General features: G+C 69.6%; 21 protein-coding genes and 12 pseudogenes. 26 read left to right on the plus strand and 7 right to left on the minus strand.

What is annotated here, in order from left to right; all coding sequences use genetic code 11:
- The first annotated feature begins 13 nt into the window (after positions 1-13).
- From KAE78_RS19010 to KAE78_RS15300, 9 genes and pseudogenes are all read left to right on the plus strand, one after another.
- Positions 14-724, plus strand: coding sequence for a hypothetical protein (locus tag KAE78_RS19010; RefSeq protein WP_317451964.1), 711 nt, complete (start codon positions 14-16; stop codon positions 722-724).
- 35 nt (positions 725-759) lie between these two features.
- Positions 760-1,797: a peptidoglycan D,D-transpeptidase FtsI family protein gene (locus KAE78_RS19015; RefSeq protein WP_317451975.1), complete on the plus strand. Its 1,038-nt coding sequence runs from the start codon at positions 760-762 to the stop codon at positions 1,795-1,797.
- Positions 1,798-1,823: 26 nt separating this feature from the next.
- A pseudogene (locus KAE78_RS15280) lies at positions 1,824-3,234 on the plus strand (UDP-N-acetylmuramoyl-tripeptide--D-alanyl-D-alanine ligase).
- Positions 3,231-4,331 (plus strand): annotated as a pseudogene (gene mraY / locus KAE78_RS15285) (phospho-N-acetylmuramoyl-pentapeptide-transferase). The pseudogenes KAE78_RS15280 and mraY overlap by 4 nt, the downstream one beginning before the upstream one ends.
- Positions 4,313-5,858, plus strand: a pseudogene (gene murD / locus KAE78_RS15290) (UDP-N-acetylmuramoyl-L-alanine--D-glutamate ligase). Before mraY ends, murD begins: the two co-directional pseudogenes overlap by 19 nt.
- Positions 5,824-6,126, plus strand: a complete 303-nt coding sequence (locus KAE78_RS19020; protein ID WP_317451965.1) for a hypothetical protein — start codon at positions 5,824-5,826, stop codon at positions 6,124-6,126. Before murD ends, KAE78_RS19020 begins: the two are co-directional and overlap by 35 nt.
- 11 nt (positions 6,127-6,137) lie before the next feature.
- Entirely contained in the window at positions 6,138-6,692 is a 555-nt protein-coding gene (locus KAE78_RS19025; RefSeq protein ID WP_317451966.1) for an FtsW/RodA/SpoVE family cell cycle protein, read from the plus strand.
- Positions 6,590-7,015, plus strand: a complete 426-nt coding sequence (locus tag KAE78_RS19030) for an FtsW/RodA/SpoVE family cell cycle protein (protein WP_317451967.1) — start codon at positions 6,590-6,592, stop codon at positions 7,013-7,015. The genes KAE78_RS19025 and KAE78_RS19030 overlap by 103 nt, the downstream gene beginning before the upstream one ends.
- A pseudogene (locus tag KAE78_RS15300) lies at positions 7,012-8,087 on the plus strand (UDP-N-acetylglucosamine--N-acetylmuramyl-(pentapeptide) pyrophosphoryl-undecaprenol N-acetylglucosamine transferase). The gene KAE78_RS19030 and the pseudogene KAE78_RS15300 overlap by 4 nt, the downstream one beginning before the upstream one ends.
- A 260-nt stretch (positions 8,088-8,347) precedes the next feature.
- Here KAE78_RS15300 and KAE78_RS20040 read toward each other — a convergent pair.
- The 3 genes and pseudogenes from KAE78_RS20040 to KAE78_RS15315 form a co-directional block, all read right to left on the minus strand.
- A pseudogene (locus tag KAE78_RS20040) lies at positions 8,348-8,395 on the minus strand (hypothetical protein); the annotation flags it as partial.
- 106 nt (positions 8,396-8,501) lie between these two features.
- Positions 8,502-8,726, minus strand: coding sequence for a hypothetical protein (locus KAE78_RS15310; protein WP_223172845.1), 225 nt, complete (start codon positions 8,724-8,726; stop codon positions 8,502-8,504).
- Positions 8,723-8,956 carry a hypothetical protein gene (locus KAE78_RS15315; RefSeq protein ID WP_223172846.1) on the minus strand — a complete coding sequence of 78 codons (234 nt, stop codon included), beginning with the start codon at positions 8,954-8,956 and terminating at the stop codon, positions 8,723-8,725. Before KAE78_RS15315 ends, KAE78_RS15310 begins: the two co-directional genes overlap by 4 nt.
- A gap of 246 nt (positions 8,957-9,202) precedes the next feature.
- Here KAE78_RS15315 and KAE78_RS15320 point away from each other — a divergent pair, with 246 nt between their 5' ends.
- The 7 genes and pseudogenes from KAE78_RS15320 to KAE78_RS15350 all read left to right on the plus strand — a co-directional run bounded on the left by KAE78_RS15320 (position 9,203) and on the right by KAE78_RS15350 (position 14,740).
- Complete coding sequence (locus KAE78_RS15320; protein ID WP_223172847.1) at positions 9,203-9,481, plus strand: hypothetical protein; 279 nt, start codon at positions 9,203-9,205, stop codon at positions 9,479-9,481.
- 66 nt (positions 9,482-9,547) lie between these two features.
- Positions 9,548-10,947: pseudogene (murC, locus tag KAE78_RS15325) on the plus strand (UDP-N-acetylmuramate--L-alanine ligase); the annotation flags it as partial.
- 2 nt (positions 10,948-10,949) lie between these two features.
- Positions 10,950-11,792 (plus strand): FtsQ-type POTRA domain-containing protein, encoded by an 843-nt coding sequence (locus KAE78_RS15330; protein ID WP_223172816.1) that lies wholly within the window; start codon positions 10,950-10,952, stop codon positions 11,790-11,792.
- 263 nt (positions 11,793-12,055) lie between these two features.
- Positions 12,056-13,013, plus strand: a pseudogene (ftsZ, locus tag KAE78_RS15335) (cell division protein FtsZ); the annotation flags it as partial.
- Between the two features lie 234 nt (positions 13,014-13,247).
- A pseudogene (locus KAE78_RS15340) lies at positions 13,248-13,930 on the plus strand (YggS family pyridoxal phosphate-dependent enzyme).
- Positions 13,931-13,969: 39 nt separating this feature from the next.
- Positions 13,970-14,434, plus strand: a complete 465-nt coding sequence (locus tag KAE78_RS15345; RefSeq protein ID WP_223172759.1) for a cell division protein SepF — start codon at positions 13,970-13,972, stop codon at positions 14,432-14,434.
- Between the two features lie 6 nt (positions 14,435-14,440).
- Positions 14,441-14,740 carry a YggT family protein gene (locus KAE78_RS15350; RefSeq protein WP_223172763.1) on the plus strand — a complete coding sequence of 100 codons (300 nt, stop codon included), beginning with the start codon at positions 14,441-14,443 and terminating at the stop codon, positions 14,738-14,740.
- 69 nt (positions 14,741-14,809) lie between these two features.
- Here the strand turns inward: KAE78_RS15350 and KAE78_RS15355 are convergent, their stop codons facing one another.
- Positions 14,810-14,947, minus strand: coding sequence for a hypothetical protein (locus tag KAE78_RS15355; RefSeq protein WP_223172848.1), 138 nt, complete (start codon positions 14,945-14,947; stop codon positions 14,810-14,812).
- Here KAE78_RS15355 and KAE78_RS19035 point away from each other — a divergent pair.
- Positions 14,909-15,013, plus strand: a pseudogene (locus tag KAE78_RS19035) (DivIVA domain-containing protein); the annotation flags it as partial. The gene KAE78_RS15355 and the pseudogene KAE78_RS19035 sit on opposite strands and share 39 nt — an antisense overlap.
- The gene (locus tag KAE78_RS15360) at positions 15,013-15,480 is read left to right on the plus strand and encodes a cell division protein (RefSeq protein WP_317451981.1); all 468 of its coding nucleotides are present in this window, start codon (positions 15,013-15,015) and stop codon (positions 15,478-15,480) included. The pseudogene KAE78_RS19035 and the gene KAE78_RS15360, both read left to right, overlap by 1 nt.
- Positions 15,481-15,583: 103 nt before the next feature.
- On the opposite strand, the gene KAE78_RS20045 is transcribed toward KAE78_RS15360, so the two are convergent.
- The gene (locus tag KAE78_RS20045) at positions 15,584-15,736 is read right to left on the minus strand and encodes a hypothetical protein (protein WP_411156040.1); all 153 of its coding nucleotides are present in this window, start codon (positions 15,734-15,736) and stop codon (positions 15,584-15,586) included.
- A gap of 131 nt (positions 15,737-15,867) precedes the next feature.
- Here KAE78_RS20045 and KAE78_RS20050 point away from each other — a divergent pair, with 131 nt between their 5' ends.
- From KAE78_RS20050 to dnaE, 6 genes and pseudogenes are all read left to right on the plus strand, one after another.
- Complete coding sequence (locus KAE78_RS20050; RefSeq protein WP_411156041.1) at positions 15,868-16,053, plus strand: hypothetical protein; 186 nt, start codon at positions 15,868-15,870, stop codon at positions 16,051-16,053.
- Between the two features lie 2 nt (positions 16,054-16,055).
- Positions 16,056-16,973, plus strand: a pseudogene (locus KAE78_RS15370) (RluA family pseudouridine synthase).
- Between the two features lie 225 nt (positions 16,974-17,198).
- Positions 17,199-17,633 (plus strand): annotated as a pseudogene (locus KAE78_RS15375) (RNA polymerase sigma factor); the annotation flags it as partial.
- A 37-nt stretch (positions 17,634-17,670) separates the two neighbouring features.
- Positions 17,671-18,756, plus strand: a complete 1,086-nt coding sequence (locus KAE78_RS15380) for a hypothetical protein (RefSeq protein WP_223172765.1) — start codon at positions 17,671-17,673, stop codon at positions 18,754-18,756.
- Between the two features lie 145 nt (positions 18,757-18,901).
- Entirely contained in the window at positions 18,902-19,357 is a 456-nt protein-coding gene (locus KAE78_RS15385; protein ID WP_223172766.1) for a hypothetical protein, read from the plus strand.
- Positions 19,358-19,432: 75 nt separating this feature from the next.
- Positions 19,433-22,941: pseudogene (dnaE, locus tag KAE78_RS15390) on the plus strand (DNA polymerase III subunit alpha).
- A gap of 214 nt (positions 22,942-23,155) precedes the next feature.
- Here the strand turns inward: dnaE and KAE78_RS15395 are convergent.
- Positions 23,156-23,350 carry a hypothetical protein gene (locus KAE78_RS15395; protein ID WP_223172767.1) on the minus strand — a complete coding sequence of 65 codons (195 nt, stop codon included), beginning with the start codon at positions 23,348-23,350 and terminating at the stop codon, positions 23,156-23,158.
- Positions 23,351-23,413: 63 nt separating this feature from the next.
- Complete coding sequence (locus tag KAE78_RS18060) at positions 23,414-23,545, minus strand: hypothetical protein (protein WP_262927907.1); 132 nt, start codon at positions 23,543-23,545, stop codon at positions 23,414-23,416.
- Between the two features lie 99 nt (positions 23,546-23,644).
- Between KAE78_RS18060 and KAE78_RS15400 the strand changes: the two genes are divergently transcribed.
- Positions 23,645-23,995 carry a hypothetical protein gene (locus KAE78_RS15400; RefSeq protein WP_223172769.1) on the plus strand — a complete coding sequence of 117 codons (351 nt, stop codon included), beginning with the start codon at positions 23,645-23,647 and terminating at the stop codon, positions 23,993-23,995.
- Positions 23,996-23,999: 4 nt separating this feature from the next.
- Positions 24,000-25,322 carry a histidinol dehydrogenase gene (hisD, locus tag KAE78_RS15405; protein WP_223172770.1) on the plus strand — a complete coding sequence of 441 codons (1,323 nt, stop codon included), beginning with the start codon at positions 24,000-24,002 and terminating at the stop codon, positions 25,320-25,322.
- Positions 25,323-25,324 lie beyond the last annotated feature (2 nt).

A 25,324-nucleotide genomic window follows, 5' to 3' on the forward strand; every position in this document is an offset into this window, starting at 1 on the left:
ACACGGGGGAGACATGACGACCAGGGCCACACGCAGTCCGCGCCGTCGCACGGTCGTGGCTCTCGCCGTCGTGCTCGCCGTCTTCGCTGCCTTCGTGGTGCGCCTCGTCGACATCCAGGTCGTCAACGCCAGCGGTCACGTCGCCGACGCGCAGCAGACCGGACGGCTCGGGGTGGAGCGGACGCTCCCGGGGACGCGAGGGCCGATCGTCGACGAGAACGGCACGACGCTCGCCTCCTCCGTGCTGGTCTACGACGCACAGCTGGATCCCTCGCTCATCCACGGGCTGGAGACGGACACGAAGCGTCCGCCGAAGGTCCCCTGGGCGGAGGCCTCCGAGCAGATCGCCGAGATCATCGGCGTGCCGGGCGAGGAGATCCGCGCCAAGGTCGCCGAGGCCATCGAGACGAACCCGGACTCGCAGTACCTGCCCTGGCGAAGTCGCTCACGACCGATCAGTTCCTCGCACTGCGCGACCTCTCGCTGCCCTACCTGCACATGCCTGCGCAGAATACGCGGATCTACCCGAACGGGGCTGTGGCGGGGAACATCATCGGCTTCGTCGGCTCGGACGGCGTGCCCCTCGCGGGATACGAGCTCATGGCCGAGGAGTGCCTCGCTCCGATCGATGGCCAGCAGACCTACCTGCGCGGCACGACCGGCGTGGCGATCCCCGGAAGCGAGGAGGTCACAGAGCCGATCGACGGCGGTACCCTCCAGCTGACGATCAACAGCGAGTTGAACTGGTACCTGCAGCAGATGATCGCCGAAGAGGTCAAGACCCAGCGTGCGCTCTCCGGCTCCGTGCTGGTCGTCGAGGTCGCCACGGGCAAGATCCGCGCCGCGGCCGAGTACCCGGTCGTCGATCCCAACGAACCCGCCGCGTCCCGCGTCTCGGACCGCACCTCGCGGATGTTCACCGACGCCTTCGAGCCCGGGTCCACTTACAAGATCGTCACCGCCGCGGCCGTGATGGAAGCCGGTGGCGTCACGCCGCTGTCGACCGTGTCGGCCGCCGGACGCGAGGTCTTCCCCAACGGCGCCGTGATCACCGACTTCACTCCCCACGGCACGCTCGAGTACACGCTGGCGGGCGCGCTCATCGACTCCTCGAACGTGGCGATGTCGAAGTTCGGCGACAAGGTCTCGATGCAGACGCGGCACGACTACCTCGCCGCCTTCGGTGTGGGGGAGCCCACCGCGGTCGGCTTCATCGGCGAGCGCTCGGGGCTGCTGCATCCGGTCAGCGCCTGGGACAACCAGTCCCGGTACACGACGACGTTCGGGCAGTACTTCACGGTGACCACGCCGCAGCTCGCCGGCGTCTACCAGACGATCGCCAACGGTGGGGTGAAGGTGCCGCTGCGCCTGGTCGAATCCTGCACCGGCGCCGACGGCACCGTCGTCGAGCCGGATGCCGGCGAGCCGACCCGGGTGATCAAGAAGAAGACGGCCGACCAGCTCGCCCTCATGCTCGAGAACGTCGCCTCGCAGGGAAGCCTCGCGAAGCAGACCGCGGTCCCCGGCTACCGGATCGCGGCCAAGACCGGCACCGCGCAGAAGCCGGGCGCCGACGGCCGGTACAAGGCGGTCGAGCGCTTCACGAGCATCGTCGGCTTCGCTCCCGCCGACGATCCGGAGTACGTGGTCGTGGTGACGCTCGACGAGCCGAGAAAGGTAAGATCGTCTGCGGCCACCGCGCCCGCCTTCCAGAAGGCCATGACGCAGGTGCTCAAGACGTACCGGGTGTTCCCCTCGGACACCCCGACGGACACCTCGCTTCCCAAGACCAAGTAGCCGGCGCAGGCCGACCCGGAGTAGTCATGATCGCATTGTCGCTGGCCGAGATCGCCGCCCTGACCGGTGGCGAACTGCGGCTCGCGGGGGACCACACGACCGAGACGACGGTGGACGGCGTCGTCGACACGGACTCGCGGAAGATGACCCCGGGGGCGTCTTCTTCGCCAAGCCGGGCGAGGTCACCGACGGGCACCTCTTCGTCGGCGCGGCCGTGGAGAACGGCGCGGTGCTGGCCGTCGTGGAGCGGCCCGTGGACGACGCCGTCACGCAGATCGTCGTCGCCGACGTCCTCGAGGCTCTCGCCGCGCTGGGCAGCGCCGTGGTCGCGAAGGCCCGTGCCGCAGGCGGACTCACGGTCATCGGCATCACGGGCTCCAACGGCAAGACCACGACGAAGTCCTTCGTGCGCGCCATCCTCGAGCCCGAGGGCGAGACGATCGCCCCATCGGCTCCTACAACAACGCCGTCGGCGCGCCGGTGACGATGCTGCGGGTCACCGAGAGCACGCGCTTCCTCGTCAGCGAGCTCGGGGCGAGCGCGCCGGGCGCCATCGCGCGCCTCGGCGGACTCGTCGGACCCGATGTCTCGGCCGTGCTCATGGTCGGCCTCGCCCACGCCGGCGGCTTCGGCAGCATCGAGCAGACCGCCGCGACCAAGGCCGAGCTCATCGACGTCACGCGCCCGGGCGGCGTCGCCGTGCTCAACGCCGACGACCCACGAGTGGCCGCCATGCGCGGTCGGGCCGAGGAGCGCGGTCTCGAGGTCGTCGCGTTCGGGCAGTCGCCGGCATCCGACATCCGCGCCTCGGACATCGAGGTCACGGCGAGCGGCACCACCTGCACCGTGCACATCGGGGAGCGCGAGCTGCCGTTGCGGCTGCAGGTGCTCGGCGCTCACCACGTGTCCAACGCCCTCGCCGCGATCGCCCTCACCCGCGCGGTCGGCGTCGACCCCGCGGATGCGATCGCCCGCCTCGAAGGGGTGGAGCTGGCCGAGCGCTGGCGGATGCAGCCGATGGGCGGCGACGAGGTGCGCATCTACAACGACGCCTACAATGCCAGCCCCGACTCCATGGCCGGAGCCCTGCGCACGCTCGCGCAGATCACCGGTCCCGAGGAGCGCACGGTCGCGGTGCTCGGTGCCATGAGCGAGCTGGGCGAGGTCCACGGCGAGGAGCACGACCGCATCGGGCTGCTCGCCGTGCGGCTGAACATCCAGCGCATCGTCGTCGTGGGCGCCGAGGCGCGTCGCCTGTATCTGGCGGCCGTCGGCGAGGGCTCCTGGGACGGCGAGGCCGTGCACCTGCCCGATGCCGATGCCGCCTTCGAGTATCTCCGTGACGAGCTGCGTCCCGGGGACCGCGTGCTCGTCAAATCATCCAATGCCGCCGGACTCCGGTTCCTCGGCGATCGTCTGGGAGAATCGTTCTCGTGAGAGCACTCTTGATGTCGTCGGCGATATCGCTGGCCTTCACCCTCTTCCTGACTCCCGCGTTCCTGCGGCTGTTCCGCAAGTGGGGCTGGGGCAGGTCATCCGCACCCCGAGGACATCACCAACCCCAGTCACGGCGCCAAGCGCGGCACGCCCACGATGGGCGGGACGATCTTCATCGCCGGGACGATCGTCGGCTACTTCGCAGGCGTGCTCGCCGGGGGTGCGACGCCGTCGCTGTCGGCTCTTCTGGTGATCTGGCTCATGGTCGGCTTCGGCATCGTCGGGTTCATCGACGACTACATGAAGGTGCGCAGCCAGCGCAGCGGCGGGCTGTCGGGTCGCTGGAAGATCGTCGGCCAGATCCTCGTGATCATCCCCTTCGGCATCGTCGCGCTGAAGTTCCCGAATCAGTGGGGCACGACCCCGCCGGCGAGTACATCTCCCTCTTCCGCGACATCCCCGCACTCTGGTTCTTCGCGCTCACTCCCGTGCTCGCCTGGGCCCTGTACCTGCTGTGGCTCTCACTCATCGGCGTCGCCGTCTCCAACGCGGTCAACCTCACCGACGGCCTCGACGGTCTCGCCGCCGGTGCGGGCGTGTTCGTCGTCAGCGCCTTCAGCCTGATCTCCTTCTGGAAGTTCAAGCAGTCCTGCATCGGTGTGGATCCCTCGGTGCTCTCCGCCTGCTACGAGGTGCGCGACCCGCTGTCGCTCGCGACGATCTCGGCGGCGTTCGCGGCGAGCCTGATCGGCTACCTGTGGTGGAACGCGCCCAAGGCCAAGGTGTTCATGGGGGATGTCGGCTCGATGTCCATCGGCGGCGTCATCGCGGCGATGGCCATCCTGACCCGCACCGAGCTGCTGCTCATCATCGTCGCGGGCGTCTTCATCATCGCTCCCGGGTCGGTGATCCTGCAGCGGCTCTACTTCAAGATCACGCGCGGCAAGCGCCTGTTCCTGATGAGCCCGTTCCATCACCATCTGGAGATGCGCGGCTGGCCCGAGATCACCATCGTCGTGCGCCTCTGGATCATCGCAGGGCTCCTGGCGATCTCCGGCGTCGGACTGTTCTACGTCGAATGGCTGACCAGGCTGTGAACGTCCGTCTCGATGCGCTCACGAGCTGGCATGCGGACTGGGCGGGTCTGCGCGTGGCCGTGCTCGGCCTCTCGGTCACCGGCTTCTCCGTCGCCGACACCCTGACCGAGCTCGGTGCGGAGGTGCTCGTGCTGACGGAGTCCGCCTCGGAGGAGTATCGGCGCCTCGTGCCCGTGATCGGCGCAGGACTGCACATTGGGCCGCTGGATCCCGTGCCCGAGGTGCTGACCGACTTCGCCCCGAGGTCGTCGTGGCCTCGCCGGGCTTCCCTCCGAGTCATCCGGTGATCCGCTGGGCGCAGGAGTCGGATGCCGCGCTCTGGGGCGATGTGGAACTGGCCTGGCGCGTGCGCGACAAGGTCGTGCGCGAGGACGGCGAACCGGCCCCTGGGTGCTGGTCACCGGGACCAACGGCAAGACGACGACGACGCGCCTGGCCGCGTCGATGCTCGTCGAGGCGGGACTGCGCGCCGCGCCCTGCGGGAACATCGGCGTGCCGGTCCTGGACGCCGTGCGCGACCCGGAGGGCTTCGACGCACTCGTCGTCGAGCTCTCCAGCCATCAGCTCTGGTATCTCTCGCTGAGCGAGCCCGCCGGACAGCTCGTCCCGCACGCCTCGGTCTGTCTGAACATCGCCGACGACCACCTCGTCTGGCACGGGAGCGCGGAGGCCTATCGGGCCGCGAAGGCGACGGTGTACCGCAACACGCGCGTCGCCTGTGTGTACAACAAGTCGGATGCCGCGACCATGCACATGGTGGAGGAGGCCGACGTCGTCGAGGGGGCGCGCGCGATCGGGTTCGATCTCGGCACCCCGGTCCGAGCGACCTGGGCGTCGTCGACGGGATCCTCGTCGACCGGGCGTTCCTCGACGACCGGGCGCGGACGGCGCTGGAGCTGACCACGGTCGACGAGCTCGACGCGGTGGGCCTGGCCGCCCGCATCTGGTGCAGAACATCCTGGCCGCCGGCGCCCTCGCCCGCTCGCTGGGCGTGGCGCCCGAGGCGATCAGCGCGTCGCTGAAGACCTTCCGGCTCGACCCGCACCGTGCGGAGGTCGTGGCCAGGCACGCGGGCATCGTCTGGGTCGACGACTCCAAGGCGACCAACCCGCATGCGGCGGCCTCGTCGCTGCGCGCGCATCCCGGTGCCGTCTGGGTCGTCGGCGGCGACCTGAAGGGCGTGGACCTCTCCGATCTCATCGCCGGTCCCGGAAGCAGGGCGCAGGCGGCCCTCGTGATCGGCGTCGAGCGAACCGCGGTCGTCGCGGCATTCGAACGACACGCGCCGTCGGTGCCGGTGTTCGAGGTCGACTCTGGCGACACTGAAGACGTCATGATCCGTGTCGTGGAACTCGCCGCGGGGATTGCGCGCGGAGGCGGGACGGTTCTGCTGGCCCCGCCGCGGCATCCTTCGACCAGTTCCGCAGCTACGAGGATCGTGGCCACCGCTTCGCCGAGGCGGTGCGTGACTGGATCGGGCGGGGGAGCGCACATGACGCAGGTGGATCGCCCTCCCGAGGCCTCTGAGGGCAAGACGCGCGGGCTCGCGGCCCGTGTCTCGCTGGGCCGGTTCTTCACTCCGGTCTCGACCGAGTTCCTCCTCATCGCCTCCACGGCCCTGCTGCTGACGATCTTCGGCATCATCATGGTGCTCTCGGCGACGAGCGCATCGTCGAACGGTCCTCTGGACGCCGCGCTCCGTCAGGGGATGTTCGCCGTCGTGGGCGTGCCGCTGATGTTCCTCATCAGCCGCTTCCCCTGCGATTCCTGCACCGGCTCGCCTGGCCGGCCCTGATCGGCTCGGTCATGATGCAGATGCTGGTGTTCGTCCCCGGACTCGGCGTGTCCTCCAGCGGAAACCAGAACTGGATCAGGATCGCCGGCTTCACGATGCAGCCGTCCGAGTTCCTCAAGCTCTCGCTCGCCCTGTGGATCGCCTTCGTCCTCCTCCGCAAGCGCACGCGGCTGGCGATCTGGCATCACGTCTTCATCCCGGTCGTGCCGGTCTCGGCGCTCGTGATCGCCACGGTCATGGGTGGCGACGACCTCGGCACGGCGATGGTGCTCGTGCTCATCGTGCTGGGTTGCCTGTTCTTCTCCGGGGCCAAGCTGCGCATCTTCATCCTGCCGATGCTCATCGGCGTGGCCGTCGTCGCCGCCTACGCGTACACGAGCGAGAACCGGATGCGGCGCATCATGGACCTCTTCAGCGACGAGTGCGACATCCAGAGGGAGTGCTACCAGGCCACGCACGGGGTGTGGGGCTGGCCAGCGGCGGGATCTTCGGGCTGGGGCTCGGCAACTCCAAGGAGAAGTACGGCTGGCTGCCGCACGCCGAGAACGACTACATCTTCGCGATAGTGGGAGAGGAGCTGGGACTGATCGGATGCCTCGTAGTCCTGGCGCTGTTCACCCTCTACGCGGTGGGCGCCTTCCACATCATCCGCAAGACGCGGGATCCGTTCATCCGGGTCGCCGCGGGCGGGATCACGGTCTGGATCATCGGGCAGGCGCTCATCAACATCGGCGTCGTCCTGCGTCTGGTGCCGGTGCTCGGCATCCCGCTCCCGTTCATGTCGCAGGGCGGCACGGCGCTCCTGGCCGTCCTCATGGCCAGCGGGGTGCTCCTGGCGTTCGCGCGCACGCTCACCGCGCCCGAGGAACCGGGTAAAGTCGCCAGGTGACCACCTACCTCCTCGCCGGCGGCGGCACCGCCGGTCATGTGAACCCCTGCTCGCCGTCGCCGACGCCCTCCGGGCCAGGGACGACGCCGCGCAGGTGCGGGTCCTGGGCACGAAGGAAGGGCTGGAGGCACGTCTGGTCCCGAGCGCGGCTACGAGCTGCTCGTCGTCGACAAGGTGCCCTTCCCGCGTCGTCCGAACGCGGATGCGCTCCGCTTCCCGGCACGGTTCCGTCGCGCGGTCGCGCAGGTGCGGGACCACATCCGCACGCACGGGGTGGACGCGGTCGTCGGCTTCGGCGGATACGCCTCGGCGCCCGCGTACGTCGCCGCCCGTCGCGAGCGCGTGCCCTTCGTCGTGCACGAGGCGAATGCGCTTCCTGGGCTCGCGAACAAGTTCGGCGCCCGCCGCGCCGCCGCTGTCGGCGTCACCTTCCCGGCACCCCGCTGCCGGGCGCCGAGGTGGTGGGGATGCCGCTGCGCCGCGAGATCGTGGAACTGGATCGTGCGGCGCTGCGACAGGAGGCGGCAGCGGCCTTCGGCCTGGACCCGGCGCGGCCGGTGCTGCTCGTCTTCGGGGCTCGCTGGGCGCCCAGCGCCTCAACGAGGCCCTCGCCGGCTCCTGGCAGGACGTCCTCGCCGCCGGCTGGCAGCTCCTGCACGTGACGGGCGAGCGCAGCGATCTCGCCGACCCCGGTGCCGAGGGATACGCCCTGCGCCGCTACGTGGACCGCATGGATCTGGCCTTCGCGCTGGCCGACCTCGTGCTCTCGCGCGCCGGCGCGGCGACGGTGAGCGAGATCGCCGCGCTGGGGCTTCCCGCCGTGTACGTGCCCTACGCCGTCGGCAACGGCGAGCAGCGGCTGAACGCCGCGCCGTCCGTCGACGCGGGGGCGGCCCTCCTCCTCGACGACGCCGGCTTCGACGGCGACGTGATCCGCCGCGTCGTGGTGCCGCTGCTGGCCGATCGGACAAAGATCGCGGAGATGGCCGCGGCCGCCGAACGCACCGGCATCCGGACGGGCTCCGAGAACGTCATCGCGCAGCTCGACCGGGCACTCGCCGCGCGGGACTGAACAGCGGCGCGTTCCTCGCCTGCGGCCGGACCTTCAGGGAGCTCCGCGCCACCGGGACGGGCGTCGCCCGCGCGCAGGGCGGACGCGACGAGGGCGAGTGCTTCGTCTGCATCGACGCGCAGCGTCCGCATCCGCTCGGCGAACGCCGTCGCGGCGCGCTGCGCCTCTTGACGTGCGGGGTCGCCCTGCGGCGCGATGAAGCTGCCGTGGCGTCCTCGCGTCTCGATGAAGCCCGCCGCCTCGAGCTCCCGATAGGCGCGGGCCACGGTGCCGGGCGCGAGGCCGAGGTCGTCGGCGAGGCGCCGCACGGGGGAAGCCGCTCGCCCGGTGTGAGCGCGCCCGACGACACGGCGTCCACCATCTGTGCGCGCAGCTGCTCGAACGGAGGGACGGGCGAGGAGGGATCGATGACGATCATGACGGGCTCCCGACCGGCGTCGCCCGCACGGAGAGCGGATGCAGCGCGGCGGGGAGCTTCCCGCTGCCGAGCGAGTACAGCACGAGCAGGAGCGGGATGCCCCACCAGGGGAAGAGATCCATGAGCGCCGGGAGATCGGACGTCCGCGGCGACAACCACGCGGACAGCAGAAGCGTGGCCGCCATCCCGAAGGGCAGCCAGCACACCATCGCGGCGCTCATCCGCAGCGACCCGAGGGCATCGGCGCGGAAGAGGTCGTCCCAGGCGAGCTCGAGCGTGTCGGAGGCGGGCTGGGCTGGTCGAGGATGCGGCGTTCGGCGAGGCGGGTGGCAACGGTGACCACGAGCGCCAGCGCGAGCGCGGCGACTGTGGCGAAGACGGCCCGGCCACTCGTGCGGCCGGGCGCGAAGAGCAGCACCGCCGTCGACGCGGTGGCGCCGCCCAGCAGCACGACGGGGTGAGGCGACGCCAGGCGCCGAGGTAGTCGGGCGTGCGCAGAACCGTCGCCCGAGCGATGCGTGGCGCGGCGGGGGTGGGCGAGAAGAGGCGTTCGCGCACCTGGGCGACGACGCTCCCGGCGGTGACCACGGCGACGACGATCACGAGCGTCAGGATCCACATCGCGTAAGAGCTGGAGACGAGCGGCGTCCAGAGGAAGAGCCCGCCCATCAGGAGGATCGCTCCGAGGAGCGCCCACATGTTGACACGCGTGATCGTCCGCAGGCGCACACGGACGCCGCGGTGGACGGCGTCGGTGCCGAAGGGCAGTCGCGCGCGCATCGACGTCTCGTGCGCCCGCGCGTCTCCCCAGTCCGCCTTCCTCGTCGCGATCAGGAATCCGATGGGCACGGCCGCGGAGGCGAGCAGCAGCATCGTGTTGAAGACCGTGACGGACATCTCGAAGGACCAGAAGGGCATGCGGCCATTGTTCGCCCTCTGCGCCAATGTGTCAATACAAAAGGGCGGAGAGCGGTGACCGCGCGGCGCAAGCCCGCGCGCCCTGGGCCGCGGCATCCCTCCGCCGATCTAAGATTGACGGGTCATGATCAGACCCGACCTCACCCTGCCGATCCCCGAATCGATCACCGCTGCGCACTTCATCGGCATCGGTGGATCCGGCATGAGCGGGCTGGCGAGGATGTTCCTGGACGCCGGCATCCGCGTCTCCGGATCCGACCGTGCCGACAGCGAGGCGCTGCGCACCCTGGAGGCGCTCGGGGCGACCGTGCACGTCGGCCATGACGCGGCGCACCTGGGGGATGCCGACACGGTCGTGCACACGGGGGCGATCTGGCCGGAGAACCCGGAGTACGTCACGGCGAAGGAGCGCAGACTGCACGTCATCCACCGCTCGCAGGCGCTCTTCTGGCTGATCCGCGGTCGTCGGCTCGTCTCGGTCGCGGGCGCCCACGGCAAGACGACCTCGACGGGCATGATCGTCACCGGCCTGCGGGCGCTCGGCGCCGATCCGCACTTCGTCAACGGCGGCGTGATCGCCGGCCTCGACGCCTCGAGCGCCTCGGGCCGCGACGACCTGTTCGTGATCGAGGCCGACGAGTCCGACGGCACGTTCGAGCTGTACGACACCTCGGTCTCGCTCATCACCAACGTCGACCCCGACCACCTCGACCACTACGGCACCGAAGACGCCTTCCACGACGCCTTCGTCCGTTTCGCCGACGCCTCCCGCGAAGCGGTCGTCATCTCCGCCGACGATCCGGGCGCCCGGCGCGTGCGCGCGGATCTGCGGCATCCGAACGTGCTGACCTTCGGGGTCTCCGAGGGTGCGGACCTGCGCGTGGGCGACATCGTCACCGACGGTCCGGTCTCGGCCACGCTGAGCCATCGCGGTGAGACCGTGCGGCTGCGCCTGGCCGTCCCCGGCGCGCACAACGCGATCAACGCCGCGGGCGCGGTCGGCGTGCTCCTCACGCTGGGCTTCGTGCTGCCGGATGCCGCGCGGGCGGTCGAGTCCTTCGCCGGCACGGTGCGCCGCTTCGAGCTGCACGGCATCGAGCGTGGCGTGCACGTCTACGACGACTACGCGCACCACCCGACCGAGGTGCGGGCCGCCCTGGAGGGGCGCGCACGGTCGTCGGGAACGGCCGGATCATCGCGATCCAGCAGCCGCACACATATTCGCGCACCCAGCACATGTACCGCGAGTTCGCCGAGGTCCTCGAGGAGCTGGCCGACCACACCGTCATGCTCGACGTCTACGGCGCGCGCGAGGATCCCGTGCCCGGGGTGACGGGGGAGCTCGTCAGCGATGCCTTCGCCGACCCGGCGCGCGTGCACTACGTCCCGGACTGGCAGGAGGCGGCGGAGTACACCGCCGGCATCGCCCGAGAGGGCGACTTCGTCATCACCCTCGGCTGCGGCAACGTGTACCTGATGATCCCGCAGGTGCTCGAGGCGCTGCGGGGACCGCCGAGGAGTAGCGGATGCGTCGGCCCACGCCCCTTCCCGTCGTGCCGGAGACGCCGCGGCCCTCGCGAACGCGTGCACCGGCGCCCCGCACGGAAGAGCGGGGCGCCGCCGAGGAGCAGCCCATGGCGGATCCCGTCTCCGATCCGGTGGCACCGACGCCGGAGGGCGCGCCGGAGCCGGACGCGCCCGCGCCTGTCTCGTCCCGCGACGTCTGGCGGGCGGCCCGGGCGCGCCGTAAGGCGCTGCGCGCTGAGATCCGGCGGTTCACGAAGGCCTCGCGTCGTCGTCGCCTCGCCTGGCTCGGCGGAATCGGCGCGGTCGTCACGCTCATCCTCGGCTGCGTCGTCGCGGCCTACAGCCCGCTGTTCGCGCTGGAGAGGATCACCGTCGTGGGCACGTCGGCGCTGGACGCCGCCACCGTGGAGGCGGCGCTGTCCGGGCAGTTGGGCACGCCGCTCGCGCTCGTGGACGAGAGCGAGATCAAGGCGGCGCTGATGCCGTTCCCCCTCATCGAGACCTACGCGCTCGAGGCGCGTCCGCCGCACGATTTGACCGTGCGCATCGTCGAGCGCACGCCGGTCGGTGTCATCGAGTCCGGCGCGGGGTTCACGATCGTCGATGCGGCCGGGGTCGCGCTCGCGACCACGCAGAACAGGCCGAAGGGCGAGCCGCTGCTCGACATCGACGGCGGAGTGGACTCGGCGGCGTTCACCGCGGCCGGTCTGGTGGTCCGCTCGGTACCGGAAGGCGTCCGCGAGAAACTCACCCGCGTGACCGCCTCCTCGCCCGACGACGTGACGCTGCACCTGGGCTCTCGCACGACCGTCGTGTGGGGAGCGCGGAGCAGTCGGCGTTGAAGGCGGTCGTGCTCGATCGCACGATGCAGGCCGCCCGGATGCGCGCAACTACGACGTCTCCTCGCCGGAGGCCGTGGTCGTCCGCTGACCGCGTGTCCGGGTACCGGATGCCGTGTGTTTGTCCGACACGCGCGTGTCGCTCCTGCGGCGGGGAGCGGGTGGCGCTTACCGTCGAGAGCAGGAAAACAATACCGGGAAATTCTTTCTACTTCTAGTTGAAGTTTAAGGTTTCGCCGGTGCAGGCTCGAACAACGGAGGCCGGCATGAGCCACAACCAGAACTACCTCGCCGTGATCAAGGTCGTCGGCGTCGGTGGTGGCGGCGTCAACGCCGTCAACCGCATGATCGAGCTCGGCCTCCGCGGAGTCGAGTTCATCGCGATCAACACCGATGCGCAGGCGCTCCTCATGAGCGATGCCGACGTCAAGCTCGACGTCGGGCGCGAACTCACCCGGGCCTCGGCGCCGGCGCCGACCCCGAGGTGGGTCGTCGCGCCGCCGAAGACCACGCGGAGGAGATCGAGCAGGCGCTCACCGGCGCCGACATGGTGTTCGTGACCGCCGGCGAGGGCGGAGGGACCGGCACCGGCGGCGCCCCCGTGGTCGCCCGCATCGCCAAGTCCATCGGCGCCCTCACCATCGGCGTCGTCACGAAGCCCTTCTCCTTCGAGGGCCGTCGCCGTCAGACCCAGGCCGAGGTCGGGTTACCAAGCTCAAGGAGGAGGTCGACACGCTCATCGTCGTGCCCAACGACCGTCTCCTGGAGATCAGCGACCGCGGCATCTCGATGATCGAGGCCTTCGCGACCGCCGACCAGGTGCTCCTGGCCGGTGTGCAGGGCATCACCGACCTCATCACGACGCCGGGCCTGATCAACCTCGACTTCGCCGACGTCAAGTCGGTCATGCAGGGGGCCGGCTCCGCGCTCATGGGCATCGGCTCGGCGCGCGGCGCCGACCGGGCGATCAAGGCCGCCGAGCTCGCGGTCGAGTCCCCGCTGCTGGAGGCCTCGATCGAGGGTGCGCACGGCGTCCTCCTCTCGATCCAGGGCGGCTCGAACCTCGGCATCTTCGAGATCCACGACGCCGCCGACCTCGTCAAGGAGGCCGCGCACCCCGAGGCCAACATCATCTTCGGCACCGTCATCGACGACACCCTCGGCGACGAGGTGCGCGTCACGGTCATCGCCGCCGGCTTCGACGGCGGCGAGCCCCTGCCGCGCTCCGCGGAGAACCTGCTCATCAGCAGCCGCTCCGACGAAGCGGGAGAATCCGCTCCCGAGCTGCCGCCGTATCCGGGAGACGTGGTGGCAGGGGATCCGACGACGCAGCTCCCGAAGCGACGGAGGAACGCGCACCGATCCTGGCTCCCACGAGCCTGGAGCCCGCGCTCGAGGACGACGAGATCGACATCCCCGAGTTCCTCAAGTAACCCTTCGACAGGCTCAGGGACCGAGTTGTCCACTCTTCCGGAGAGACTGGCGGCGGTCGATGCGCGGATAGCGGAAGCCGCGCGGGCCGCGGGGCGCGACCCGGCCGGCATCACGCGCATCGTCGTGACGAAGTTCCATCCGGCTGCGCTCGTCCGCGAGCTGCACGCACTCGGGTGGGCGACGTCGGCGAGAACCGCCAGCAGGAGCTGACGGCCAAGGTCCCCGAGACCGGAGACCTGGAGGGGCTTCGCTGGCACTTCATCGGCCAGGCGCAGACGAAGAAGGCCGGAGCCATCCGCAGGGTCGCCACGGCGGTGCACTCGGTCGACCGGATGAGGCTCGCCGACGCGCTCGAGCGCGCCGCGGCATCCGACGACGTCTTGGACGTGCTCCTCCAGGTCAACCTCACCGACGATCCCGGTCGGGGCGGCGCGGCTCCGGGCGAGATCGAGCAGCTCGCCGAGCACATCGCCGGACTCGACACCCTGCGTCTGCGCGGCGTCATGGCCGTCGCCCCGCTGGACGAGGAGCCTGCGCGCGCCTTCGCCCGGGTGGGAGGCTACTCCGAACGGATCCGGAGCATCGTCCCCGACGCCGGGTGGATCTCGATGGGGATGACCGCCGACTTCCGCGAGGCGATCGCCGCGGGTGCGACACACCTGCGGATCGGCTCGGCAATCACCGGTCCGCGCCCCGACCGGGGTTAACCTCGAAACAGCCGATCCCGCACCGATCCGGAGGAAAGCATGGGAAACCCGCTGAAGAAGACCATGGTCTACCTCGGCCTCGCCGATGAAGAAGAGGTCTACGACGAGCCCGCTGCGCAGACGCCTGCGCGCGTCTCGCGCGACCGCGATCGTGAGGAGGTGGCGGCTCCTGTGACACCGTTGCGCCGTCCTACCGCAGTGCGCCAGCCCGCTGCCGGCGCCGTGAACGAGATCCTCACGGTGCATCCCAAGCAGTACCGCGACGCGCAGATCATCGCCGAGAACTTCCGCGAAGGCGTTCCGGTCATCATCAATCTGACGCAGATGAGCGACGCCGATGCGCGACGTCTCATCGACTTCGCCAGCGGTCTCTCCCTCGGCCTCTACGGACGCATCGAGCGCGTGACGAGCAAGGTCTTCCTGCTCTCGCCGGAGAACATCGCGGTCTCGGGTCACGGTGGCATCGCCAGCGCCGACCCGGAGTCGGCGGGCTTCGACCACTAGATCGGCGTGGCACCTCTCATCTCGACGATCGCAGCGATCCTCAATCTGCTGCTGCTCCTGTACGTGTTCGTGCTTCTCGCCCGTCTCGTGCTCGAGTACATCCCGATGTTCAACCCTCAGTGGCGGCCGAAAGGTGCGGGCCTGGTCGCCGCCGAGGTGGTGTACATCGTGACCGACCCTCCCGTGAAGTTCTTCCGGCGGATCATCCCGCCGCTGCGGATCGGCGAGCTCTCACTGGACTTCGGCTTCATGCTCACGATGCTCCTCGTGTTCGTGCTCATGTCGATCACGAGGGCCTTCATCTGACACCCCCATCTGACATCGCCACGGAATCGGGACAAACCTCTCCGGGGTAAGCACTCTTCGCGGCGGCGGCTATGCTTGCACAGAACGAGCGGTGCGCGCCCCGGGTACGCGCCCATAGAACACCTGGCCACCGACCGAGAAATCATCGAAAAAGGAGCCACTCATGGCATTGACCCGGATGACGTCGTCCACAAGCAGTTCCAGCACGTTCGCTTCAAGGACGGGTTCGACCCGGACGAGGTCGATGACTACCTCGACGAGATCGTCGTCGAGTGGCGCAAGACCATCGACGAGAACAACGAGCTCAAGGCGAAGATCGCCGCGCTCGAGTCCGGCGAGGCCGCCGCCGCGCCGGCTCCCGTCCCGCTGCCCCGGCCCCGGTCGTCACGGCCGCGCCCGCAGCCGGCGGCGAGTCGCCGCTCGACGCCTCGACCGGCATCATCGCCGTGGCGCAGCGCGTCCACGACGAGTACGTCGCCGAGGGCCAGGCCAAGAGCAACCAGATCCTCGCCGAGGCCGAGTCCCGCGCACAGCAGATCATCTCGCAGGCCGAGGTGCGCCAGCGCGAGGAGCTCGACCGGCTCAACACCGAGCGCTCGGGCCTCGAGCAGAAGATCGGCGAGCTGCGCGAGTTCGAGAACTCCTACCGCTCGCAGCTGCGCGGATACTTCGAGGGTCAGTTGCGTCAGCTCAACTCGGAGCAGCCGCAGGCGGACTCCGTGCCCTCACTCGGTCAGTAAGGCGTCCACTTGAGACGTCGCCCCCTTCGTCGGTCGGCGGCCGGTGCGATCATCGCGGTTCTCGCGGTGGTCGTGCTGGCCGCCGATCAGTTCGTCAAGCACCTCACCGTGACCCGGCTTCCTTGGCAGGAGGTCGTTCCGGTGTGGGGAGCTTCCTGCAGCTGTACCACACGACCAATCCCGGAGCCGCCTTCTCACTGGGCGAGAGCGTGACCTGGGTGTTCACGATCGCCCTGGCCACGGTGGCCGTCGTCATCGCCTGGAAGGCGCTGGGCGTGCACTCCCGTCTCTGGGCGGTCGTGCTGGGTGGACTGCTGGCGGTGTCCTCGGCAACCTCGGTGACCGTCTCTTCCGCGACCCGGGTTTCCGGTCGGCCATGTCGTCGACATGATCTCGATGCCCTGGATGATGCCCGCGGTCTTCAACGTCGCCGACATCTTCATCGTCTCCGGCATGATCTCCGTCGCCCTCCTGATCGTGCTCGGCATCCGGCTCGACGGAACTCGTGAGCGCGATCACGCCTCGGATGCCGCCGCCACGGAACCCGGGACGCCCGGCCCGAGCGAGGCCTGACGGTGGACTCGCGGAGTCTCATCGTGCCCGACGGGCTCGAGGGCGTGCGCGTCGATGCGGCGCTGGCGAAGATGCTCGGCTTCTCGCGCACCTTCGCGGCGGAGGTCGCCGAGGCCGGCGGGGTGCGGCTGGACGGGGCGGTGCTCGGCAAGTCCGACCGACTGCACGCGGGCGGCCTCCTCGATGTCGAATGGACGCCGAAGGAGGAGCCGAGGGTCGTGCCGACCGCGGTTCCCGATCTCGGGATCGTGCACGACGATGACGACATCGTCGTGGTCGACAAGCCCTCCGGCGTGGCAGCCCACCCTTCGCTGGGCTGGGAAGGGCCGACGGTGCTGGGCGCCCTCGCCGCCGCCGGCTTCCGCATTGCCACGACGGGTGCCGCAGAGCGGCAGGGCATCGTGCACCGGCTTGATGTCGGAACGAGCGGCCTCATGGTCGTCGCGAAGTCCGAGCACGCCTACACGGCGCTCAAACGCGCCTTCAAGGAGCGCGAGGTCGAGAAGATCTACCACGCGGTCGTGCAGGGCACCCCGACCCCTGGCCGGGACGATCGACGCACCCATCGGCCGGCATCCGAACCACTCCTGGAAGTTCGCCGTCACGCCGAGCGGGAAGCCGTCGGTGACCCACTACGAGACGCTCGAGGCCTTCCGGGGCGCGTCGCTGCTGGAGATCCACCTGGAGACGGGCCGGACGCATCAGATCCGCGTGCACATGGCCGCCCACCGGCATCCCTGCGTCGGCGATCCGCTGTACGGCGCCGACCCGACGATGTCCGCCCGGCTCGGGCTGACCCGGCAGTGGCTCCACGCCCACAGGCTGGCCTTCGCGCACCCTGCGACGGGGAGCGGGTCGAGTTCGCCTCTCCCTACCCCGCGGACTTCGAGAACGCGCTGGAGATCCTGCGCGGCGAGTGAGCGCGATCATCGCTCTAGACTCGGACGCACGGCATCCGCGCTCCGGCATCCGATTCCGGATGCCGGAGCGAAGCGTGAACCGGATGCCCGGAATCGGGCAACACCTGATGTGAGCACAGACAGCGAGATCATCGCGCGGGCGATCGAGGAGCCGGAGGCGTTCTCCGGCATCTTCGAGCGGCACGTGCGGCCGGTGGGCGCCTACATCCGGCGACGCCTGGGCCGGACGCCGTCGACGACGTCCTCAGCGAGACCTTCCTCGTCGCGTTCCGACGCCGGGGCTCGTTCGATCACGCCTTCGACAGCGCGCGGCCGTGGCTTCTGGGCATCGCGACCCGGCTGATCGCGCGGCACCGTGCCGACGAGGCCCGGCAATGGCGGTCTCTCCAGGCGCAGGCCGATGCGATCGTGCCGGACGGGGAGCCGCAGTCCTCCGTGGACTCCCGGATGGACGCCGCGCTCGCGCTGCGGGAGCTGGGCCCGAGGATCGCCGCGCTGTCGGCCAAGGACCGCGACACGCTCCTGCTGTACGCCTGGGGCGATCTCACCTACGAGCAGATCGCCGGTGTGCTCGGAGTTCCCGTCGGGACGGTGCGCTCGAGATTGAACCGCGTGCGTCGCAAGCTCGCCCACCCGACTCGCGCGGGGCGGGCCGGTTGACATGGATGGCAGAGGAAGCCGAAGGCAGGGGAAGGGGATGACCATGGACGTTCTGGATCGGGTTCGTGAGATCGCGCACGACGCGGCGCCCACAGAGGCGCAGGTCGCCGGCGCGCGGCATGCGCTGATGAGCGAGATCGCAGGCCGGCCGGCGACGGGCAGGGCAGCGGTGTCCCGCCGCCGCGGGCCGTGGTTCCGGGTCGGAGTGATCAGCGCTTCAGCGGCCGCCGTGGCCGCCGCGGTGTTCGTGGTGGGAGCATCCTCCCGGTGGGCCGTCGGATCCGGGCTCGCCCCGCACTTCGGCCCTGGCGCCGCCTCCGCGGCGGAACTGCTCGAGCAGACAGCGGAGCAGAGCGAGGGCTCGGTGGATGCCGGCATCCGGGCCGGACAGTTCCTGCTGATCGAGGAGACGCAGGGCTTCCTGGAGTTCGCCATCGAGGATGCGGCCACCGGCGAGCTCGCCCCGATGGGCAATCGCGGAAACGCCGAGGCGGCGTTCGCGATCGAGCGCACGACGAAGCTGTACGTGCCGGCCGACCGCGAGGACGAATGGGTGTGGGATCTCCGCGGGCCGTGGAGCGTGACGGACACCTTCGGGGATCGCGCGGATGAAGCGGTCGAGGTCTGGGAACGGATGTCCGGCGGCGACACGCCCGAGCTCTGGCGGCTTCCCGGCGGCCGGGCACCCGAGGGTGGGTCCGCGACGCTGGACAATCGTGAGGAGTTCGCCCAGATGCCGCGGGATCCGCAGGAGCTGCTGCAGTGGTACCGCGATCGCTCGGAGACCGCCGAGGACCTCACCGATGGCTGGATCGTCTGGACGCTCAGCAGCACGCTGAGCATGAACCTGGCTCCCGCGGATCTGCGGGCGGCGATGTTCCGCACCCTCGCGCTCATCGACGGCGTGGAGATCGCGGAGCGGGCCGGCGATGTCACCGAGTTCTCCTATGAGGCGGCCTTCGACGGGTGGACACGCACGACGACATTCACGGTCGACACCGCGAACGCGCTCGTGACCGCGGTCACGGATGCGTCGATCCCCGCGGACGGGTCGCTCGTCCCGGACGATGTCCCGGACGAGCGACGCGGCGTGACGGTGTCGATCGTCGATGAGGCGCCCTGACGGGCCAGGGCGCGAAGAGGCAGAGCCGGATGCGGCCCGGAACCCGGGCGCATCCGGCTCTCGCCGCGGCATCCGGGAACGCAGGGGCGGGCGTACCCTGGTGGGCAGGATTTCCGGAGCGACGACGTGCGGAAGGGGCGAGGCGATGATCGATTGGACAGGGCTGCTGCGCGAGCGGCATGCCGCCGCGAACGAGCTGTACCTCGACCTGATCGGCACGCTCACGCCCGAGGTGCTCCGCTCCCGGCTGCCGAGAGTGCGATCGAGCCCGGTGTCGAACCACTTCTGGTGCGTCGTCGGTGCCCGCGAGAGCTATCGGCGCGCGGCGCTTGCCGGCTCGTGGCAGGGCTTCTCCTGCTCTCTCCAGGGCGACGAGGACGAGGATCCGGCCGCCGTGCGGGCGGCTCTCCTGCGCACCGGCGCCGAGATCTCCGACTGGCTGAGCGCCCCCATGCCCGACGACGAGGCGCGCAGACTCGCCGTGCGTCTGCTCGAGCACGAGACCCAGCACCACGGCCAGCTCATCCGCTACTTCTACGCACTGCCGCTCCCGGTTCCCGACTCCTGGGTCCGCACCTACGTCCTGGAGGACAGCATCTGATGCGGCGTGGTCGGCGGAGCGCGACTCCCCGAAATCAGCGATCGCATGTCGGCGGCCGAACGTAGACTCGAAGGCATGGCATCCGACTCCTTCGTCCACCTCCATGTGCACAGCGAGTACTCGATGCTGGACGGCGCCGCGCGCGTCGGACCGCTCATCCAAGAGGCCGTGAAGCAGGGGATGCCGGCGGTGGCCGTCACCGACCACGGCAACACCTTCGCCGCCTTCGAGTTCTACCGCACGGCCAAGGCCGCCGGCATCAAGCCGATCATCGGCATCGAGGCCTATGTCACGCCCGGCACCCACCGCAGCGACAAGACACGTGTGCGCTGGGGCACCGCGGAGCAGAACGGCGACGACGTCTCGGGATCCGGCGCCTATACGCACATGACGCTGCTGAGCGAGACGACCCAGGGGATGCACAACCTCTTCCGGCTGTCCTCCTATGCGAGCCTGGAGGGCTACTACTTCAAGCCGCGCATGGACCGCGAGCTGCTGCAGAAGTACAGCAAGGGGCTCATCGCGACGACGGGCTGCCCTCGGGTGAGATCCAGACGCGACTGCGCCTCGGCCAGTACGATGCGGCGCGCGCCGCCGCCGCCGAGTTCCAAGACATCTTCGGCAAGGAGAACTACTTCGCCGAGATCATGGATCACGGCCTGTCGATCGAGCGGCGGGTCATGCCCGATCTGCTGAAGATCGCGAAGGACCTCGACATCCCGCTCGTCGGCACGAACGACCTCCACTACACGCACCAGCACGACGCCACCAGTCATGCGGCCCTACTGTGCGTGCAGTCCGGCTCGACCCTCGACGACCCGAACCGCTTCAAATTCGACGGCGACGGCTACTACGTGAAGTCGGCCGCCGAGATGCGCCAGCTCTTCGCCGACCACCCCGAGGCGTGCGACAACACGCTGCTGATCGCCGAGCGCTGCGACGTCGCCTTCGACGAGAGCGCGAACTTCATGCCGCGCTTCCCGGTGCCCGACGGCGAGACCGAGGAGAGCTGGTTCGTCAAGGAGGTCGAGAAGGGCCTGCACGACCGCTACCCGCAGGGGATCCCGGACGCCGTGCGGAAGCAGGCCGAGTACGAGACCGGCGTCATCGTGCAGATGGGCTTCCCCGGCTACTTCCTCGTCGTCGCCGACTTCATCAACTGGGCCAAGGATAACGGCATCCGGGTGGGTCCGGGTCGCGGCTCCGGTGCCGGCTCCATGGCGGCCTACGCGATGAAGATCACCGACCTCGACCCTCTCGAGCACGGTCTCATCTTCGAGCGCTTCCTCAACCCCGACCGCGTGTCCATGCCCGACTTCGACGTCGACTTCGACGACCGTCGCCGCGGCGAGGTGATCCAGTACGTCACCGAGAAGTACGGCGACGAGCGCGTCGCCCAGATCGTCACCTATGGAACGATCAAGGCGAAGCAGGCTCTGAAAGACGCCGGGCGCGTGCTCGGCTTCCCCTTCAGCATGGGTGAGAAGCTCACCAAGGCCATGCCGCCGGCCGTCATGGGCAAGGACATGCCGCTGGACGGGATGTTCGACAAGGACCACCCCCGTTTCAAGGAGGCGTCGGAGTTCCGCACGCTCATCGAGACCGATCCCGAGGCCAAGACCGTCTTCGACACGGCCCTCGGACTCGAGAACCTCAAGCGTCAGTGGGGCGTGCACGCGGCGGGCGTGATCATGTCGTCCGAGCCGTTGATCGACATCATCCCGATCATGAAGCGCGAGCAGGACGGCCAGATCGTCACGCAGTTCGACTACCCGGCATGTGAGTCCCTCGGACTCATCAAGATGGACTTCCTGGGGCTGCGCAACCTCACGATCATCGACGACGCCCTCGACAACATCAAGGCCAACCGCGGGGAAGACCTCGTCCTGGAGGAGCTGACCCTCGACGACGGGCCCTCCTACGAGCTGCTCGCGCGCGGCGACACGCTCGGCGTCTTCCAGCTCGACGGCGGGCCGATGCGGTCGCTGCTGAGGCTCATGAGGCCCGACAACTTCGAAGACATCTCCGCGGTGCTCGCCCTGTACCGCCCCGGACCCATGGGCGTCAACTCGCACACGAACTATGCGCTGCGCAAGAACAAGCAGCAGGAGATCGTGCCGATCCATCCGGAGCTCGAAGAGCCTCTGCGCGACATCCTGGGCGGGACCTACGGGCTCATCGTCTATCAGGAGCAGGTCATGGAGGCGGCGCAGAAGCTCGCCGGCTTCTCCCTCGGACAGGCCGACATCCTGCGCCGGGCGATGGGCAAGAAGAAGAAGTCCGAGCTCGACAAGCAGCAGGCGGACTTCTTCGCGGGGATGACGGCCAACGGCTACTCCACGGATGCGCAGAACGCCCTGTGGAAGGTTCTCGAGTCCTTCGCGGACTACGCCTTCAACAAGGCGCACACGGCGGCCTACGGCCTCATCTCCTATTGGACGGCGTACCTCAAGGCCCACTACCCGGCCGAGTACATGGCGGCGCTGCTGACGAGCGTCGGCGACTCGAAGGACAAGCTCGCCGTCTACCTCAACGAGTGCCGCCGCATGGGCATCAAGGTGCTTCCGCCCGATGTGGGAGAGTCGATCAACTTCTTCGCCGCCGTCGGCGAAGACATCCGTTTCGGACTGGGCGCCGTGCGCAACGTCGGGCGAACGTGGTCGACGGGATCATCAAGGCACGACAAAAGGAGCCCTTCACCTCGTTCCACGACTTCCTCGGCAAGGTGCCGCTGCACGTGGCGAACAAGCGGACCGTCGAGTCGCTCATCAAAGCGGGGCGTTCGACTCGCTCGGAAGCACGCGCCGGGCGCTCATGGAGATCCACGAGGACGCGACCGAGCAGGCGGTGCTCGACAAACGGCGTGAAGCGCACGGAGAGGTCGGATTCGACTTCGACAGCCTGTGGGACGAGCCTCAGCACGACCAGAAGGTGCCCGAGCGGCCGGAGTGGATCAAGAAGGACAAGCTCGCCTTCGAACGCGAGATGCTCGGCCTCTACGTGTCCGACCACCCGCTCGCCGGGCTCGAGGTGCCGCTGGCGAAGCATGCAACGATCTCGATCCATGACCTCCTCGCCTCCGACGACCTCCAGGACGGCGAGCAGGTCACCGTGGCCGGACTTCTGACGAGCGTGCAGCACCGGGTGGCCAAGGCCAGCGGCAACCCTACGGCATGGTCACCGTCGAGGACTTCAACGGCGAGGTCACCGTGATGTTCATGGGCAAGACCTACACGGAGTTCCAACCGCTGCTGCAGTCCGACGCGATCCTCGCGATCCGCGGGCGTGTCTCGCGGCGCGACGACGGGCTGAATCTGCACGCGCAGTCGGCGTTCGCCCCCGACATCGGAAGCTTCGACGCGGCGGGTCCCCTCTCGCTCGTCGTGGCCGAGCAGCGCGCCACCGAACGCCTCATGACCGAGCTCGCCGAGGTGCTGCGCCGCCACACCGGTGATACCGAGGTGCTCCTTCGCGTGCACCGCGGCAGCGCCGCGAAGGTCTTCGAGGTCCCGATGCCGGTGTCGGTGACGGCCGACCTCTTCGGGGAGCTCAAGTCCCTGCTGGGACCCAACTGCCTCGGCTGAACGCGCCTGTGCGCACCGTGAGGGTTTTCTCATGGGCACCGGTCGCGAAGCCTGCCGCAGGTAGGATCAGGACGCACACACAGGTCGTCGGCAATCGCCGTGGCCGGAGAGGATGAGATGACCATCGACGACGAAACCCCCGCGAGCAGAGTGCGGAGACGGCGGTCGCGGACGAGGTCACGGAGCCGGATGCCGCATCCGCCGCGCAGTACGGCTATCTCGGGTTCACGCTGCGTGAGCTCATCATCGTCGGAGTGTGGCTCCTCGCCTTCGTCGTGTCGTTCTTCCCGCTGTACTGGGGCTCCCAGCCCTCGATCTGGGGCCTGGGTCTGCAGTGGATCGTGCCGATCGGCGTGCCCACCGTGGCCGTGTTCCTGCTCGTGCTGCGCCGTCTCTCGCCGCAGGGCATCCGCCGAGTCGGCTCCCTGAGCATCGATCAGTTCGCCTCCGTCGCCTTCACGGTCGCGCTGGCCTACTGGATCCCCGTCCTCTGGGACTCGGTCGCGGCGATGATCGCGCACGGCCGCGGCTCCTCGTGGGTGTTCTGGGTCGAGTCCGTGCTCATGCTCGTGCTCGTCGCGGCGACGGTCTTCGCCCCGCTCATCCCGGGCTGCGCGAGGACTTCGAGGGGCGCCCGGAGAGCCCGGCGCACCGGGCGGCGAACCCGATCCGGCCGGTCGTGGCGCACCCGCGGCCCGCGGTCGTGGCGCCGGCGTTCGTCGAGGCGGAGAACGCCGAACAGAGCGGCGAGGAATGGCTCGAGGCGCCGACGGGCGAAGACGACGACGCGGCAGACGGCGAGGTCGACGAGCAGACGAACGACCGCTCCGCCACGGACGACCGTCCCACGACCTCGGATGCCGTGCCCCAGCCGTTCTGGGTGCTCGCACCCACCGAGCGCGACGTCGTCGACGAGCTGGGCCTCGCGGTCTTCGGCATCGGACCGACCGCCTGGGCGCTCGTGATCGATGAGCGCGACGGCGCCTATGTCGTCCGTCACGAGGACGGCCGCACAGGACTGCTGCACGAGATCGACGATCTCACGAAGGGGTGACCGCATGAGGACCATCGACCTGCGCGGGCGTGCCCTGACGTCGGCGCAGATGCTCGCGGCCGTGCCTCGGGCCACGCAGGCCCGTGCCGAGGCGCTGGCCACCGCTCAGCGCATCGTCGATGACGTGCGTGCCCGCGGCGAGGACTCGCTGCGGGAGCAGGCGGAGCGTTTCGACGGCGTGAGCGGTCACGCCATCCGTGTGCCCACCGCGCACCTCCAGGAGGCGCTGGAGGGGCTGGACGCCCGCATCCGATCCGCGCTGGAGGAGGCGATCGTGCGGGTGCGCGCAGGCTCGGCCGCGCAGGTCCCCGAAGAGCAGGTGACGCTGCTCGGCCCCGGCGCGCGCATCGTCCAGCGCTGGCAGCCGGTGCGCCGCGTCGGGGTGTACATCCCCGGCGGCAAGGCCGTGTACCCCTCGAGCGTGATCATGAACGTCGTGCCCGCGCAGGTGGCCGGTGTCTCCGAGATCGCTCTGGCGTCCCCGCCGCAGGCCGAGCACGGGGGCGGATCCACCCGACGATCCTCGCCGCCGCCGGCCTCCTCGGCGTCTCCGAGGTGTACGCGATCGGGGAGCGGGGCGATCGGCGCCTTCGCCTGGGGCGTGGATGCGCTCGGTCTGGATCCCGTCGACGTCGTCTCCGGGCCGGGGAACAACTTTGTAGCCTCCGCCAAGCGCGCCGTCTCGGGCATCGTCGGCATCGACTCCGAGGCCGGGGCCACCGAGATCCTGGTCGTCGCCGACGACAGCGCCGATCCGCGCCTCGTCGCCGTCGATCTCGTGAGCCAGGCGGAGCACGACGAGCAGGCCTCCGCGGTGCTCGTGACCGACTCCCCGGCTCTCGCCGAGCGCGTGGCCGAGGAGGTCGCCGCGAGCGCTGCGCGGACCCGGCACAGCGAGCGGGTGCGAGCAGCGCTGGACGGTCCTCAGTCCGCTCTCGTGCTCGTGGACGACCGAGCCACGGCGGCGGCGTTCAGCAACGCCTATGCGCCCGAGCATCTGGAACTGCACCTGGCGGATGCCGAGACCGCCGTCGCGGACTTCACGAGTGCCGGTGCGGTCTTCCTCGGATCGCACACCCCCGTCAGCCTCGGCGACTACCTGGCCGGCAGCAATCATGTCCTGCCCACGGGCGGGCAGGCGAGGTACGGCGCAGGACTGGGCGCGTACACCTTCCTGCGTCCGCAGCAGATCGTGGCCTACGACCGCGACGCCCTCGCGGCCGTGCGCTCCCAGATCGTCGCGCTGGCCGCGGCCGAGGCGCTGCCCGCGCACGGCGAGGCGATCGAGGCGCGGTTCACCGGTGCCGGCGACGTGCCGAGCGCGTAGTC

Source organism: Microbacterium sp. NIBRBAC000506063, from assembly GCF_017968845.1.
Lineage (GTDB): Bacteria > Actinomycetota > Actinomycetes > Actinomycetales > Microbacteriaceae > Microbacterium.